Origin of the sequence: Floridaenema aerugineum BLCC-F46 (assembly GCF_041929345.1) — a bacterium.
GTDB classification, from domain to species: domain Bacteria; phylum Cyanobacteriota; class Cyanobacteriia; order Cyanobacteriales; family Aerosakkonemataceae; genus Floridanema; species Floridanema aerugineum.
The window spans coordinates 1-12,829 of sequence record NZ_JBHFNQ010000247.1; the positions used below are offsets into that span (position 1 = coordinate 1).

Sequence of the window (12,829 nt, forward strand, 5' to 3'; positions counted from 1 at the left end):
TTTTTTTTTCACTTTTTGTTTTTTTTTTTTTGTTTGGGGGGGGCTTTTCCGGGTTTTCCCCCGGCCCAACCCCCCAACAACGTACTTTCATTTTCGGGTATAGCGATGTTTAACACCTATAGGGAAATATTCTGGATCTCCGGTGGGAGTGAGTGTGACTTGGGGCATTTGATATGCTTGGGGAACATAGTTAGCAAACTCACTGTTGAGTCGTTGCAGTTGGGAGAGAATGGAGTTTGCGATCGCCACTTTCATCTGTTCATCAGCTGTAATTCCTGGTGCTAACTCTACCACAATTGAGAGGTATTTGTTGCGATCGGCATCTTCTTTCACCTGCAAAACAAACTTCCCTGTCACCCATTCTTTAATTACAGGTTGTTCTAATCCCACCGTGACATTTTCCGGGTAAATATTAGCACCGAAATAGGAAACTGTGAAGTTCGATCGACCAAAAACATAAACAAAAGGCAACTCCCGAATGGGTCTTTCTTCCGCCAAAGCAGTCAAAGGATCGAAACCGTATTCTCCCAAAAATCTCAACATTTCCTCATAAGGAATTATCCCACCAGTATCCAAAATGTTGTATCTAATTAAAGGAATCCCGTTATCACCAGAAAACAACAAATTACCATTCTCAACTTCAAAAAAGCGACTCAGAGGATCGTATTGTACCAAAGTTGGTAAACGCGACTCTCCAAACAAACTTTTTGCTGCTTCTGGATGATTTGCCAACCAACGACGAATGCAAATACTCAAAGGAGTTTCATTTCCCAAAACTCCCGCATCAGCAGTTCCATAAAGTGCAGCAGAGTCATAACAAAAATTAGTCGATCGCACTCTTTCCCCAACTAAACTCCGCCATTCCTCACTAAAAACTTCCCCCGCAAACACCATTTTAATATTAAACTTCTGCCATTCAACTCCCCGCGCCATTCCCGTATCAACCACATCTTTAATAAATGGCGGATATCCCAACAAAACCACCTGTTCAAAAGCACCTCCCAATTCTTGCACAACTCGGAAAATTTCTTCCTTATTATTTCCTGGTGCAATTACTGTAATCGGATAACCTTTACTAGCAAGATAGCGACAACAATTAGTTGTAAATAAACCCCCTACCCAAGTTCCCAATGTAAAACAAACAACCGCTAAAGTCCGCCGAGTATCAGCAAAAAAGCTATCATGAAATATTTGTTCAAACCTAGTAGTAATTGCCAATTCATCGCTGAAAAATCTAGGCCAGAATGTCGGTTTCCCAGTAGAACCAGAGGAAGCAGCGATTAGATCACAGCTTTCTATCTTTCCATTTTTGCATAATTGGGCTAACGAGTAAACCTTGAGATAATTTTCTTTAGTAACTTGCGGTAACTGGGAAAAATCAGCTAAACTTTGAATGGTTTCCGGGTTAATATTTTGGGTATTTAAAAACCTTTGGTAAGCGGGAACCGTAGCAGCGACGGAATGAAACAAAGCTAAGGTTGCAGATTCCGCATTTTTCGCATTATCTTTTTGCAGTAAACTTGCTAAGGGAGTGGCGAGAAATTTTTCTAACGCTTGCAACGATCTTTGACGTTGTGATTCTTGCATTTTTCCCCTCTACTTGTTATTAACGCAAGTTGCTAGTTCTAAATATTGTTGATCCCAAATATTGTTGATCCCCCCTAACCCCAGGGCTACTTCATTGTCGTTGAAGAAAATTTCCCGACAAGGGGACTATTTGACAGAATCAGAACATCTAATGTAGGGGTAATTCATGAATTACCCCTACATTAGATGTTCTGTGTCACTCCTGTTCCAGTTCAATGATTTTCTCCTCCGAACATGAATTAGCCCTGCCCCTAACCCCCCTTAATAAGGGGGGAAATGGGTAGGCATTACTAATGTACCATTTGGCGTAATGATATCCATTAAAGCTTGAATAACTGTTACTGAACCTCCACAAACCCAACCTAAAGAACTAAGCGAACTGTGTACTATTATTGTCATTTCTGGTTGTAATCCAAGTTGATGGAAGTCATTTTTTAAGGTTTCGCGGGTTCGTGGGGATGGGGTTTTTGCGATCGCTTCTGATTCACTCATAATTTCTTTTTATTGAACCGCAAAGAACGCAAAGATCGCGAAGGAAAGAAAGAGAGAATTTAAGGATGCCATTTTGGTTCGGGGGGAAGGGGAGTATTAGGGGTTTTTCCTTGCATTCTGTGACTGATAAAATCTTCTACTTTTGGTAATATTAAATAGGGGTTTGTTTGCAGTTGCATATCTAAGGTTGCTGTTGGTTTGTCGCCGTAATTATGACCTGGGTACATGGTGGTTTCTAGGGGTAATTTTCGCACTAAATCTTGCAATGTGTAAAACATTGTTTCGGGATCTCCACCGATAAAATCACAGCGTCCACAACCATTGACAAACAGTGTATCTCCGGTGACTAAAGCATCAGGAATTCGATAACTTGTGCATCCAGGAGTATGTCCGGGTGTGTGCATCATGGTAATTTCTAAATGTTGACCAATGGTTAAACTATCTCCGGGAGAATGACGCACTAAATTTTCACATTTAAACCCAGAAAAATCGATTTCTTCTCCCATCATGTGTACTGGCGCGTCAGTTGCTTCTAATATTTCATTGACTCGATTAACATGATCGAAGTGACTGTGAGTACAAAGAATGTGAGTAATTTTTACATCCAATTTTTCCGCTTCTGTTAATATTGTGGGTGCGTCCCAAGCTGGATCGACTACTGCACAGGTACGAGTTGCGCGATCGCCAATCAAGTAGATAAAATTATCCCAAGGCCCAAGCTCAAATTGATGTACAAAAATTCCTGATTCAGTCATTTGGTTATTTGTCATTTGTCATTTGTAAAAATCTTCCATCTTGTAGGACAGGCATCCTGCCTGTCATTGCCTATCATTCTGTCATCGCCTGTCATTGCATCTAAAAAGTAACCACACTCCGAATTGATTTACCTTCGTGCATTAAGTCAAAAGCTCTGTTAATATCTTCAAGGGGCATAAATTCAGTAATTAAATCATCAATATTTATTTTACCTTCCATATACCAATCAACAATTTTTGGCAGATGTGTGCGTCCTTTTGTCCCACCGAAAGCTGTACCTTTCCAAGTGCGTCCAGTAACTAATTGAAAGGGACGAGTAGAAATTTCTTCGCCAGCGCCAGCAACGCCAACAATTACACAAGTTCCCCAACCTTTGTGACAACATTCTAATGCTTGACGCATGACATTTACATTGCCAATACATTCAAAACTAAAGTCAGCACCGCCATTAGTTAAGTTTACCAAATAAGGAACTAAATCGCCTTCTACTTCTTGAGGATTAACAAAATGAGTCATCCCTAACTTTTCGCCTAATGCCTTTTTATTCGGGTTAATATCTACCCCGATAATCATGTTAGCACCAGCTAATTTTGCACCTTGAATTACACTTAAACCAACTCCACCTAAACCGAAAACTACAACCCGATCGCCAACTTGCACTTTTGCTGTATTAATTACTGCACCAATTCCAGTTGTAATGCCACATCCTAATAAACAAACTTTTTCTAAAGGTGCATCTTCCCGAATTTTTGCTAAGGCAATTTCGGGGACTACTGTATAATTAGCAAAAGTCGAAGTTCCCATATAATGATGTAGCATTTTCCCATCCAAAGAAAACCGACTGCTCCCATCTGGCATTACCCCTTTTCCTTGGGTTTCTCTAATAGCTTGGCAGAGGTTTGTTTTGCCGGAAAGACAAAATTTGCAATGGCGACATTCGGGGATATAAAGGGGAATAACCCGATCGCCTTTTTGTAAACTTTTCACCCCCGATCCTACTTCCACCACAATTCCTGCACCTTCATGCCCTAAAATAGTAGGAAAAAGCCCTTCTGGATCGGCACCAGAAAGGGTAAAAGCATCAGTATGACATACTCCACTTGCTTTAATTTCTACTAAAACTTCCCCTTCTTTTGGCCCTTCTAAATCAACCATTTCAATAGTTAAAGGTTGTTTGGCACTATGGGCAACTGCTGCTTTTACTTTCATCTTTTCTTCGGGTTCTCTGGTTTTTAAATAATATCAAACTGTCTAACAATCTCTATGAATTATGGCAAACTTTCAGGAAATTTTAAACTTTTGGTTTGGTTCGCCCGATCGATCCAATTATGGTAAACCTCGCGCTGTTTGGTTTAGCAAAAATGCTGAATTCGATCGACAGGTGAAAACTCGCTTTTTATCTGATTACGAATTAGCGGCATCTGGTAAACTAAATCATTGGCAAGATCGCCGAGAAAGTTGTTTAGCATTAATTATTTTGTGCGATCAATTTCCTGGAAATATGTTTGGCGATCGTCCAAAAGCTTTTGCTAGCGATCCCCAAGCACTTGGTTTTGCAGAATATGCGGTTAAACGAGGGTTCGCTCGGCAAAAATTGCCCGTACAACGCTGGTTTTTTTACTTACCTTTTCAGCGTAGTACAGCGGGATGCGATCGCCTTGTCTATCAATTCTATAGCCAATTGGTTCATCAAACAATAGTCCGTAGCGTTCGTGATTGCGTATCACTCCGATAAAATCTCCTCGGTCAAAAATTTCCTGGGTGACTCTCAGCATTGTTTCTTCGTCCAGAAAAACATGAGCTTTACCTTCTGTCTCAAAAAGCTTTCTTCTTTGAGGTGTACCTGGTAAGTGCTTTGCAACATGACGTTCCGCACGAACTAGCGTGCGCGATGCTCTAGGCGGGGTTTGATTTTCTTCTGGCATACTTAATTAATAACTCTCTCACCGAAAATCTGGAAAAAACTACCAATAGCCCAGTAAATTAGGGCAAAATTATAAATCTATCTCTCACAAATTTACTTCTATGTCGGCTGGACAAAAACTACGTCAATTAATTGCACGTCCCGAAATTATCGTTATCCCTGGAGTTTATGATTGTTTGGGTGCCAAAATTGTCGAACAATTAGGTTTTGAAGTTGCAGCTACCAGCGGTTTTGGCATTGCTGCTTCTACTCTTGGTTTACCAGATTATGGTTTTCTCACGGCAACGGAAATGTTGTACAGTGTTGGCAGAATTGCCCAATCAGTATCTATTCCTTTAATTGCGGATATGGACACTGGTTATGGTAATGTTTTAAATGTAATGCGAATAGTTAAAGATGCCGTGCAATTGGGTTTAGCTGGCATCATTTTGGAAGACCAAGAATGGCCGAAAAAATGCGGTCATTTTGAAGGGAAAAGAGTGATTCCAATGGCGGAACACGCTGGAAAAATTCGCGCCGCCCTGAAAGCACGAGGAGACAGCAGTTTAGTAATTATCGCCCGAACTGATGCTCGTGGGCCATTGGGTTTAGATGAAGCTTTTCGTCGGGGAAAGGCTTATATTGAAGCTGGCGCAGATATGTTGTTTGTGGAAGCGCCGCAGTCGGTGGAGGAGTTGAGAGCGATCGCACAAACCTTCCCCAAAACCCCATTAGTTGCTAACATTGTCGAAGGTGGGAAAACCCCGCAACTTTCCGCCTCAGAATTACAAGAAATCGGTTTCAAAATTGCCTTTTTCCCCGTCACCGGACTTTTAGCCACAACTCAGATAATGACAGCTTGTTTCCGTCAGTTGAAAGAACAGGGCACAACAGCAGATTTTACTCAATTGGTGAATTTCAAAGATTTCCAAGAATTTATCGGTATTCCCAAATATCGCCAAATAGAACAAGAATTCATTCCACTGGAAGAACCTTAATGTAGGTATTAATGCTATATTAAAACAAAAGAATCACAATTTAACTAAAAATGGCTTCCAGCACATATTTAGTCAGACTTGCTTTATTAACAAAAACTCAAATCAAAACTTCCTCGCTGATATCAAGCATTTGATGCAGCTAACTTGGTTTATGGCTTATGCCGAAAACCTGCAATTAATGTAGTTAACTTAGGAGATAGGAAAAACTTAACTGTGGACAACAGAATAATAAAAAACTCGTTAGTAACTCTGGGTTTAGAACTACTTCTTTCTTTACCTTTAGGCTTCGCTTTTGGTAAAATATTCCCCATTGGAGGAATCGCTTGGATATTTGGCGGTATTGCGGCAGGTGCCTTAACAATTTATACTTCGCGGTTCACTAAATGGGATATTAAACCACATCCAATAGCCAGAAAAATTGGACAAGCATTAGTCGGAACTACGATCGGGTTTTCCATAGCTAAAGGCAACCTGGAAGCAGTTTACTCAGAATTACCAACCTTCCTATTTTTAACGCTATTTATTATGATAACTGGCGTGTTTATTGGCTGGTTTTTCTCTAAAGTTACTCGCACAAACATCTTTACATCGATGTTAGCCACAACTCCTGGCGGTGTAGGAATTATGTCCAGCTTCGCCGCTGAATACAACAAAGATGTTTCTCTAGTTTCCCTAGTTCAAGTCATCAGAGTTACCAGCGTTGTTATTATTATACCAATAATCGCTCGGTCAGTAGCTAACAGTAATGGTACTTCAGTAAGCAGCTTAATGAGGAATTTGTTGCCTACAGATAGTTTATCATTACTCTTGCTAGTAATTCTATTAACCTGCACCTTTTTGGTAGTGCAACTAGCTAAAAAATGGCAAATTCCCACCCCTTTCTTCTTCGGTGCATTAGTAGTAGGGACAACCTTTAGCTACTTCTTAAATACTGCGCCATTTCTACCCGAAATTAGCTATACTCCACCTTATATAGTTAACTTAGTCGGTCAAGCATTACTAGGAATTAGCATTGGTGAATCTTGGGGAAACAATCCAAAAATTAAGAAAAGAACTATTTTTTATGCTTTAATTCCAGTAAGCTTAACTATTGTAGCGGGATTTATGGCAGCTGATTTCGCTATGCTGTTTACACCTTGGGATTGGCTAACTTGTATGCTAGTCACCGCACCCGGAGGCGCAGCAGAAATGATCTTAGTCGCCCTCTCCTTAAATCATGATGTAGAAATAGTCACAGCAGGGCATTTAATGCGACTAATTGCTTTAAACGTTTCCCTACCTCTGTGGTTATTGTTCTTTCGCTATCTTGACAATAAACTGACAACAAATAAAGCAGTAGTCAGAGGATTAACGGATGATCAATACAGTCAAAGAGTTTGATACTAAAGAATGGGTAAAAGTACGTTCTTCCCTGGATGGAAGCCAAACTTTTCTCACTTGGACGGGTTCAATTTACTCTTTTGTTCCTGGTGAAAAAAAGAAACGCTTGTTTAATATTGTGGGAATGAGTGTTAGTAGATGTATCGCCAATGATGATGAAACTTGGGATTTTACTTCACGGGAGTTAACTTATTATCTTGACCCCCAAACAGGCGAAATTTTGCATAAATGGCAAAACCCTTGGACAGAAGAAACTGTCACTGTGGTTCATGTAGCTAATAGTCCGGTAGAAGGACATTTTAAAGGTAAATTTCCCGGACAAGTAAACGGTGAAATTACTACTTTTGTCTTTGATTTATTCCCAACTTATCCCAATTCTTTAGCAAAAGAGGAGACTTTTAGTGATTACAGTCCCCAAGAAACTTACCAAGCTGCGGAGTTATTTAAACTGACAGTTCCTACTAAAGATTTAGAAAATACAGACACAGTTACAGTGTCAGAAATGTTTATTGCTTGGGATAGAATCGGCCCTTGGCTACCTTGGATGAAAATGGGAAATAAAGCAGGTAATTTGATTTACAGTGCTTGTGGTTTGAAGGTGAAAGATTTTACCGAATTACCTCAATTACTGCAAGATGAAATTAACACGCGAGTGCCTTTATATAAAAATGCGCCGAAGTCTCCTTTAGATGATGATATGACTTCTTGGACATATTTTAAAAAGCATTTTGCTGCTTATTTAGCTGGGGAGAGATTTCCGATTCCTGAAGCTGAGGAAGCATAATTTTATCCTAAAATCTCAATTCAAATGATTGCCATACTGATAGGAGATCTTCTGCTAGAAGCCATACTGATAGGAGATCTTCTGCTAGAACAGTTTCCCAAGAGGGAGATTGTTTTAAGCTTTGTTGATAAGTTGCTTGTCGCATGGTAAACAATTTTTCGGGGTCATTGATTAAGGAAGCGATCGCCTTTGCCCAAGCTTCCGCTGTATCCTGTTTAATAACTAAACCATCCTCACCAGATTGATTAATCAGTTGTGCTGTACCGCCTTGAGAGGAAACTAAAACCGGAAGTCCTGAAGCTTTTGCTTCAATCACTGCATTGCTGTAAATCTCTGTCTGTGAAGGAAACACAAATAAGTCTGCACTAGCATATAACCAAGCGAGAGTTGATTGAGGTAAAACACCCGGAAGAGTGACAGATGAACCGAGTAAATTTTGAATTTCTTTAGCGTTGTTTCCTTCTCCAGCCATTATCGCATGAACGGGATAATTTAAGTCTAGTAAAATCTTCACAGCTTGGGCAAATGTTTGGACATTTTTACAGGAATCTAACCGCCCAACAAATAAGAGAAGAAATTTTTCCGGTGGGATGTTATAAAGATGTTGTAGCTTGGTGCGATCGCGTTTTCCCGGATTAAACAACTGACGATTAACACCTCGCCGCAAATAGGAAATCCGCTGTTTTGGCAAAATTTCTGCTACTTTTTCGTAGTCAGAAGGTTGGGAAACTAAAACATAATCGCACTGAGTTAAATAACGTTCTAACTTCCGCATTGTAGAAGTTTTAGTTCGTCGATCTACCTGCAATTTTTCTAACAAAATGCGACTTATCCATCCATTCCCAAACAAACGACGCACCACATCAGCTGTATAAATTTGGCTATAGTTGGGAACATCAGTATGCAGAGAAGCTATCAAAAACTTACCCGAAGATTGGGCGAAAATTCGGGCGGTTTGACTTAAAGTAAATAAGGGATGGGTAACGTGCAAAATGTCATGTTTTTGCAGATGAGAGAATAACCGGGGATTTATTGGCGCTAGATCGGTATGTTCTGTCATTCGATCGAGAAATGTCAAACATTGAGTTCCGAAAATTGGCGTGTGGATGCTATAGCGAACATTATGAGCAAGAGGAATAACTTGGTTTTTTGCACCGAGAAAATACAGAGTTAGGTCAAGTTGTTTATTAAATGAAGTAGCAGCTTCAGCAAATCTTTCCCAACATTTTACATGACCTCCAGCTTCCGATCGCCACCAGAGATCTATCAACACACCAACAGATAACATTCTCACCTCAAAATTTTTAACCTAGTTTCCTGGGTAATATCAATTACCCAAAAGTCTGCTACGTTTGATCCCCCCTAACCCCCCTTAATAAGGGGGGAACAAGACTTAATTACTAAGGGGGAACAAGACTTAATTACTAAGGGAAAACAAGACTTAATTACTAAGGGGGAACAAGACTTAATTACTAAGGGGGAACAAAACTTAATTACTAAGGGGGAACAAAACTTAATTACAAAAGGGGAACAAGACTGAATCACAAAAGGGGAAGAAGACTGAATCACAAAAGGGGAACCAGATTGAATTACAAATGGGGGAACCAGACTGAATTTTAAGTCCCCCTTATTAAGGGGGATTTAGGGGGATCTCTTTTTGATGTTTGATGTAATTGCAGATTTTCTCAGCGTGTTATTGTTAGTAATACTTCCGAAAATCAATCATCAAAAACATAAATGATTTGACCATTGGCGCGAGTAATACTAATTACCTCAAAGTCATTATCATCGTATCTTCCCCTAACGGTTACTGTTTCACCGTTTTTTAGATTTGCGGTTCGCAAAGTCCGATCTTCTGTATCTACTAAAAGTTGACCTGTACCATCGTCAATGATAAATTCATCATCTCGGAGTTGGACAATTTTTCCGGTGATGGTGGTGCTGTTGGCGTTATGTAAATCTCGAATTTTGCTTTGGGCGATCGCGATCGATCCCGCACCTACAATAGCTGTTAAAGCAAGTATTCCTAGAACAATTTTCTTCATAAAAACCTCCCATCTATTTATTAAGAAGACAGAGGAACAGGGGAGATAAAAATTTATTCCAACCATTTCACCTTCTTTTTGTCCTCCGCCTTCTTTAAACAGATTGGCAGGTAAAAGTAACAAGAAGGTTTCAACGAGAAATTGGCAACCGAATTTCAAAAGTTGAACCTTTGCCTAAAGTGCTTTTGACAGAGATTTGTCCATTGTGTGCGGTGATAATTTGCTGGGTAATTGCTAAACCTAGTCCAAATCCTCCGGTTTGGGATGTTCGCACTTTGTCTACTCGATAAAAGCGATCGAAAATTCGCGGCAAATCTTCTTCCCCAATGCCAATACCTGTATCTTTAACTTGAATTACTACCCATCGAGGTTGAGAAATGATTGAAAGTTCAATTTTTCCCCCAGACAATGTGTAACGACAAGCATTACTCAAAAGGTTAATTATTGCTTGGCGGATTAAGTCGGGTTCTACTTTGACAATTAAAGGGCGATCGGGTAAATTACTGCTAAAAGTTAAATTTTTGATCGCTGTTTGTTGATGGTATTCCTCTAAAAATGGTTGCAACAAACTCACCAAATCTGTAGAACGAAGTGCTTCTGGTGGCAGTTTTCCTTCATTTCGGGCGAGAAACAATAAATGTGCAATTAATACACCCATTGACTCGGCAACTTGGGAAATTGTTTGCAGTCGAGAAGTTTGTTCTTTTGGATCTATGGGTTCCATCAATCCTACCTGGGCATTACTCACAATTCCCGCTAAAGGTGCGCGTAATTCGTGAGAAGCATCTGCCGTAAATTGTTGCAATTGTTGATAGGATTGTCGGATTGGTTGCATTGCTGCACCGCCTAAAAACCAACCAATTAAAGTAATACTTATTAACATAGAAGGAACAACAATAACTAGAAATAACTGTAACTGTCGCAATGGTGCTTCAACTGGTGCTAAAGAAGCAGCTATTTGCAAATATCCCAAAAGTTTTCCTTCTCGATAAACTGGCAAAGTCAGCTGGCGTAATCTTCCGGTGTAATTAGCTGTCTCGCCTGGAATAGTTTCAAATCCTGATTTATCCTTTAATTTTGGTGGCGGAATTGGGCCGACAAATTGTAATAATTGTTTTTTAGGAGTGTACCAACGAGCAAATAAAACTTCAGTATCCAATCTAATCGCATCGCTTCCTAATATGGGAACATTTTCTAAGTCTAGTTGCCGTTGGTTTTGATACACTATTTCCTCAACATTTGCCGCCATAATTTGACTGATGTTGAGTAGTGTGCGATCGAAAACTTGTAAGCGATCGCGAGCTTCCCGCAAATAAAAAAGCGCAACAAATACCAAAAAAACGCTACCCATTGACAGGGTAAACCAACGTGCTAAATTTTGCCGACTGCGAGAAAACATTAAGCTAAAAGTGAATCAGGAGATGCTAAACGATAACCCATGCCGTAAACTGTTTGTAACCAATCTTCGGCATCAACTGATTGTAATCTTTGGCGAAGACGATGTACCAAAATAGTAACAGCTTTGCTTTCCGGTTGTATATTCCATTCCCACAAAGCTTGTTCAATCTGATCGCGAGTCAAAATTTGCCGGGGATGGCGCATCAAATATTCCATTAGTTGAAATTCTCTAGTAGAGAGTTGAATAGATTTCTCTTGTCGTTTAAGTATTAGTAAATTGGGATGCAATTCTAAATCTTCTAATTGCAAAATATCACCTTGCCAAAGTGGAGAACGCCTTGCCAAAGCCCGAACTCTTGCTAATAATTCTGTCACATTTACAGGCTTCACCAAATAATCATCTGCACCTGCATCTAATCCTGTTACTTTATCCAAAATTGCATCTTTAGCAGTGAGAAATAAAACTGGCGCAGTTTTACCTGCTTGGCGATATTGTTGACATAAATGAACGCCACTAACTTTGGGTAACATCCAATCTAAAATCAATAAATCATATTCTTGTTCCCGCAGCAACCAACCAGCAGTTTCGCCATCACTGACAGCATCAACAATGTGCCCCACTTTAGTCATAGCAGCAGAAAGTGCTTCTAACTGGATTAAATCATCTTCTACAAAGAGAATTTTCATCAGTCAACAACTTAGTTTAAAATACAGTGATGGTTTTAGTAATAAATTTTACCATTTATGAAATCCCTACGTTGGCTAACTCGTCTGGCTAAATTATGGTTAGAATTTTGGCTACCTCTGCTGTTAATTACGCTGGGAGTTTGGTATGGTACACAATGGTTAAATGGTACAGTATTGAGTCAAACTTACACGATCAAATCTGAGTTAGATAGTAAACAACTCCAACAAGCGGAAGTAACTTTAGAATTTACAGTTTTGGCGATCGATGCAGAGATCGATCGGCGAAATAAAAATACAGAAGTCACCGTAAAAACAGCAGGTTCATCCCTAAAAGAACTAGAATTTGAATACCCGGTAATCGAATTTGTTGAAGTGGAAAAAGCGATCGCCAAAGAACTTAACTTACCTCTCGATAAAATCCGAAAACTAATCAGATATCGCCTTGATTAAACTAGAGACAACCTTCGACAAATTCAACTTCTGGAAGTTTACCCGATCGGTAGCTAGTAACGTGAGTTCCATCAGTTTCAAACAACAAGCGATAATTTTTATCAACATTATCTTTTGGCACAAAAGTTAAACATAAACAAAAACCATTGTAAGTAGGTGAAAGTAAATAAAGTAAAAACTAAGGCGGGGAGGGGGAACACCCCCCCAAAAAAAAAATTATATATTTTTTTTTAATTTTGGGGGGGGGTTGTTGCCCCACCCCAAATGTTTTACTTTTTTTTTGGGGGGGGGTATGCCTCCCCGCCTTAGTTTTTACTTTATTTACTTTCACCTACTTACAATGGTTTTT

13 protein-coding genes and 1 pseudogene are annotated in these 12,829 nt (G+C 39.6%); 5 read left to right on the top strand and 9 right to left on the bottom strand.

Going from position 1 to position 12,829, the window contains the following annotated elements; translation table 11 throughout:
- Positions 1-87: 87 nt before the first annotated feature.
- The 4 genes from ACE1CC_RS33515 to ACE1CC_RS33530 all read right to left on the bottom strand — a co-directional run bounded on the left by ACE1CC_RS33515 (position 88) and on the right by ACE1CC_RS33530 (position 4,044).
- A complete protein-coding gene (locus ACE1CC_RS33515; protein ID WP_413274769.1) occupies positions 88-1,587 on the bottom strand; it encodes a phenylacetate--CoA ligase family protein in 1,500 nt (499 codons plus the stop codon).
- Between the two features lie 261 nt (positions 1,588-1,848).
- Positions 1,849-2,079 (bottom strand): AAC(3) family N-acetyltransferase, encoded by a 231-nt coding sequence (locus ACE1CC_RS33520; protein WP_413274770.1) that lies wholly within the window; start codon positions 2,077-2,079, stop codon positions 1,849-1,851.
- A 59-nt stretch (positions 2,080-2,138) separates the two neighbouring features.
- Positions 2,139-2,849 carry an MBL fold metallo-hydrolase gene (locus ACE1CC_RS33525; protein WP_413274771.1) on the bottom strand — a complete coding sequence of 237 codons (711 nt, stop codon included), beginning with the start codon at positions 2,847-2,849 and terminating at the stop codon, positions 2,139-2,141.
- Positions 2,850-2,934: 85 nt separating this feature from the next.
- Positions 2,935-4,044 carry an S-(hydroxymethyl)glutathione dehydrogenase/class III alcohol dehydrogenase gene (locus ACE1CC_RS33530; RefSeq protein WP_413274772.1) on the bottom strand — a complete coding sequence of 370 codons (1,110 nt, stop codon included), beginning with the start codon at positions 4,042-4,044 and terminating at the stop codon, positions 2,935-2,937.
- 61 nt (positions 4,045-4,105) lie between these two features.
- Here ACE1CC_RS33530 and ACE1CC_RS33535 point away from each other — a divergent pair, with 61 nt between their 5' ends.
- The gene (locus tag ACE1CC_RS33535) at positions 4,106-4,570 is read left to right on the top strand and encodes a DUF924 family protein (protein ID WP_413274773.1); all 465 of its coding nucleotides are present in this window, start codon (positions 4,106-4,108) and stop codon (positions 4,568-4,570) included.
- Here the strand turns inward: ACE1CC_RS33535 and ACE1CC_RS33540 are convergent.
- A pseudogene (locus tag ACE1CC_RS33540) lies at positions 4,515-4,760 on the bottom strand (DUF6972 family protein); the annotation flags it as partial. The gene ACE1CC_RS33535 and the pseudogene ACE1CC_RS33540 sit on opposite strands and share 56 nt — an antisense overlap.
- Positions 4,761-4,860: 100 nt before the next feature.
- On the opposite strand from ACE1CC_RS33540, the gene ACE1CC_RS33545 reads away from it, so the two are divergent.
- The 3 genes from ACE1CC_RS33545 to ACE1CC_RS33555 all read left to right on the top strand — a co-directional run bounded on the left by ACE1CC_RS33545 (position 4,861) and on the right by ACE1CC_RS33555 (position 7,900).
- A complete protein-coding gene (locus ACE1CC_RS33545) occupies positions 4,861-5,736 on the top strand; it encodes an isocitrate lyase/PEP mutase family protein (protein WP_413274774.1) in 876 nt (291 codons plus the stop codon).
- Positions 5,737-5,949: 213 nt separating this feature from the next.
- A complete protein-coding gene (locus ACE1CC_RS33550) occupies positions 5,950-7,116 on the top strand; it encodes an AbrB family transcriptional regulator (protein ID WP_413274775.1) in 1,167 nt (388 codons plus the stop codon).
- A complete protein-coding gene (locus tag ACE1CC_RS33555) occupies positions 7,091-7,900 on the top strand; it encodes a DUF1838 domain-containing protein (protein WP_413274776.1) in 810 nt (269 codons plus the stop codon). The genes ACE1CC_RS33550 and ACE1CC_RS33555 overlap by 26 nt, the downstream gene beginning before the upstream one ends.
- Positions 7,901-7,907: 7 nt before the next feature.
- Here ACE1CC_RS33555 and ACE1CC_RS33560 read toward each other — a convergent pair whose 3' ends face one another.
- The 4 genes from ACE1CC_RS33560 to ACE1CC_RS33575 all read right to left on the bottom strand — a co-directional run bounded on the left by ACE1CC_RS33560 (position 7,908) and on the right by ACE1CC_RS33575 (position 12,030).
- The gene (locus ACE1CC_RS33560; RefSeq protein WP_413274777.1) at positions 7,908-9,188 is read right to left on the bottom strand and encodes a glycosyltransferase; all 1,281 of its coding nucleotides are present in this window, start codon (positions 9,186-9,188) and stop codon (positions 7,908-7,910) included.
- 430 nt (positions 9,189-9,618) lie between these two features.
- The gene (locus tag ACE1CC_RS33565; RefSeq protein ID WP_413274778.1) at positions 9,619-9,945 is read right to left on the bottom strand and encodes a NirD/YgiW/YdeI family stress tolerance protein; all 327 of its coding nucleotides are present in this window, start codon (positions 9,943-9,945) and stop codon (positions 9,619-9,621) included.
- A gap of 130 nt (positions 9,946-10,075) precedes the next feature.
- Positions 10,076-11,344 carry a sensor histidine kinase gene (locus ACE1CC_RS33570; RefSeq protein WP_413274779.1) on the bottom strand — a complete coding sequence of 423 codons (1,269 nt, stop codon included), beginning with the start codon at positions 11,342-11,344 and terminating at the stop codon, positions 10,076-10,078.
- Positions 11,344-12,030 (bottom strand): response regulator transcription factor, encoded by a 687-nt coding sequence (locus ACE1CC_RS33575; RefSeq protein ID WP_413274780.1) that lies wholly within the window; start codon positions 12,028-12,030, stop codon positions 11,344-11,346. Before ACE1CC_RS33575 ends, ACE1CC_RS33570 begins: the two co-directional genes overlap by 1 nt.
- A gap of 57 nt (positions 12,031-12,087) precedes the next feature.
- On the opposite strand from ACE1CC_RS33575, the gene ACE1CC_RS33580 reads away from it, so the two are divergent.
- Entirely contained in the window at positions 12,088-12,480 is a 393-nt protein-coding gene (locus ACE1CC_RS33580) for a hypothetical protein (RefSeq protein WP_413274781.1), read from the top strand.
- Positions 12,481-12,829 lie beyond the last annotated feature (349 nt).

What these genes read in the sequence shown, in the direction of transcription:
- ACE1CC_RS33515 (WP_413274769.1), bottom strand. Translation starts at nt 1,587, where the DNA reads ATGCAAGAATCACAACGTCAAAGATCGTTGCAAGCGTTAGAAAAATTT.
- ACE1CC_RS33520 (WP_413274770.1), bottom strand. Translation starts at nt 2,079, where the DNA reads ATGAGTGAATCAGAAGCGATCGCAAAAACCCCATCCCCACGAACCCGC.
- ACE1CC_RS33525 (WP_413274771.1), bottom strand. Translation starts at nt 2,849, where the DNA reads ATGACAAATAACCAAATGACTGAATCAGGAATTTTTGTACATCAATTT.
- ACE1CC_RS33530 (WP_413274772.1), bottom strand. Translation starts at nt 4,044, where the DNA reads ATGAAAGTAAAAGCAGCAGTTGCCCATAGTGCCAAACAACCTTTAACT.
- ACE1CC_RS33535 (WP_413274773.1), top strand. Translation starts at nt 4,106, where the DNA reads ATGGCAAACTTTCAGGAAATTTTAAACTTTTGGTTTGGTTCGCCCGAT.
- ACE1CC_RS33545 (WP_413274774.1), top strand. Translation starts at nt 4,861, where the DNA reads ATGTCGGCTGGACAAAAACTACGTCAATTAATTGCACGTCCCGAAATT.
- ACE1CC_RS33555 (WP_413274776.1), top strand. Translation starts at nt 7,091, where the DNA reads ATGATCAATACAGTCAAAGAGTTTGATACTAAAGAATGGGTAAAAGTA.
- ACE1CC_RS33560 (WP_413274777.1), bottom strand. Translation starts at nt 9,188, where the DNA reads ATGTTATCTGTTGGTGTGTTGATAGATCTCTGGTGGCGATCGGAAGCT.
- ACE1CC_RS33565 (WP_413274778.1), bottom strand. Translation starts at nt 9,945, where the DNA reads ATGAAGAAAATTGTTCTAGGAATACTTGCTTTAACAGCTATTGTAGGT.
- ACE1CC_RS33570 (WP_413274779.1), bottom strand. Translation starts at nt 11,344, where the DNA reads ATGTTTTCTCGCAGTCGGCAAAATTTAGCACGTTGGTTTACCCTGTCA.
- ACE1CC_RS33575 (WP_413274780.1), bottom strand. Translation starts at nt 12,030, where the DNA reads ATGAAAATTCTCTTTGTAGAAGATGATTTAATCCAGTTAGAAGCACTT.
- ACE1CC_RS33580 (WP_413274781.1), top strand. Translation starts at nt 12,088, where the DNA reads ATGAAATCCCTACGTTGGCTAACTCGTCTGGCTAAATTATGGTTAGAA.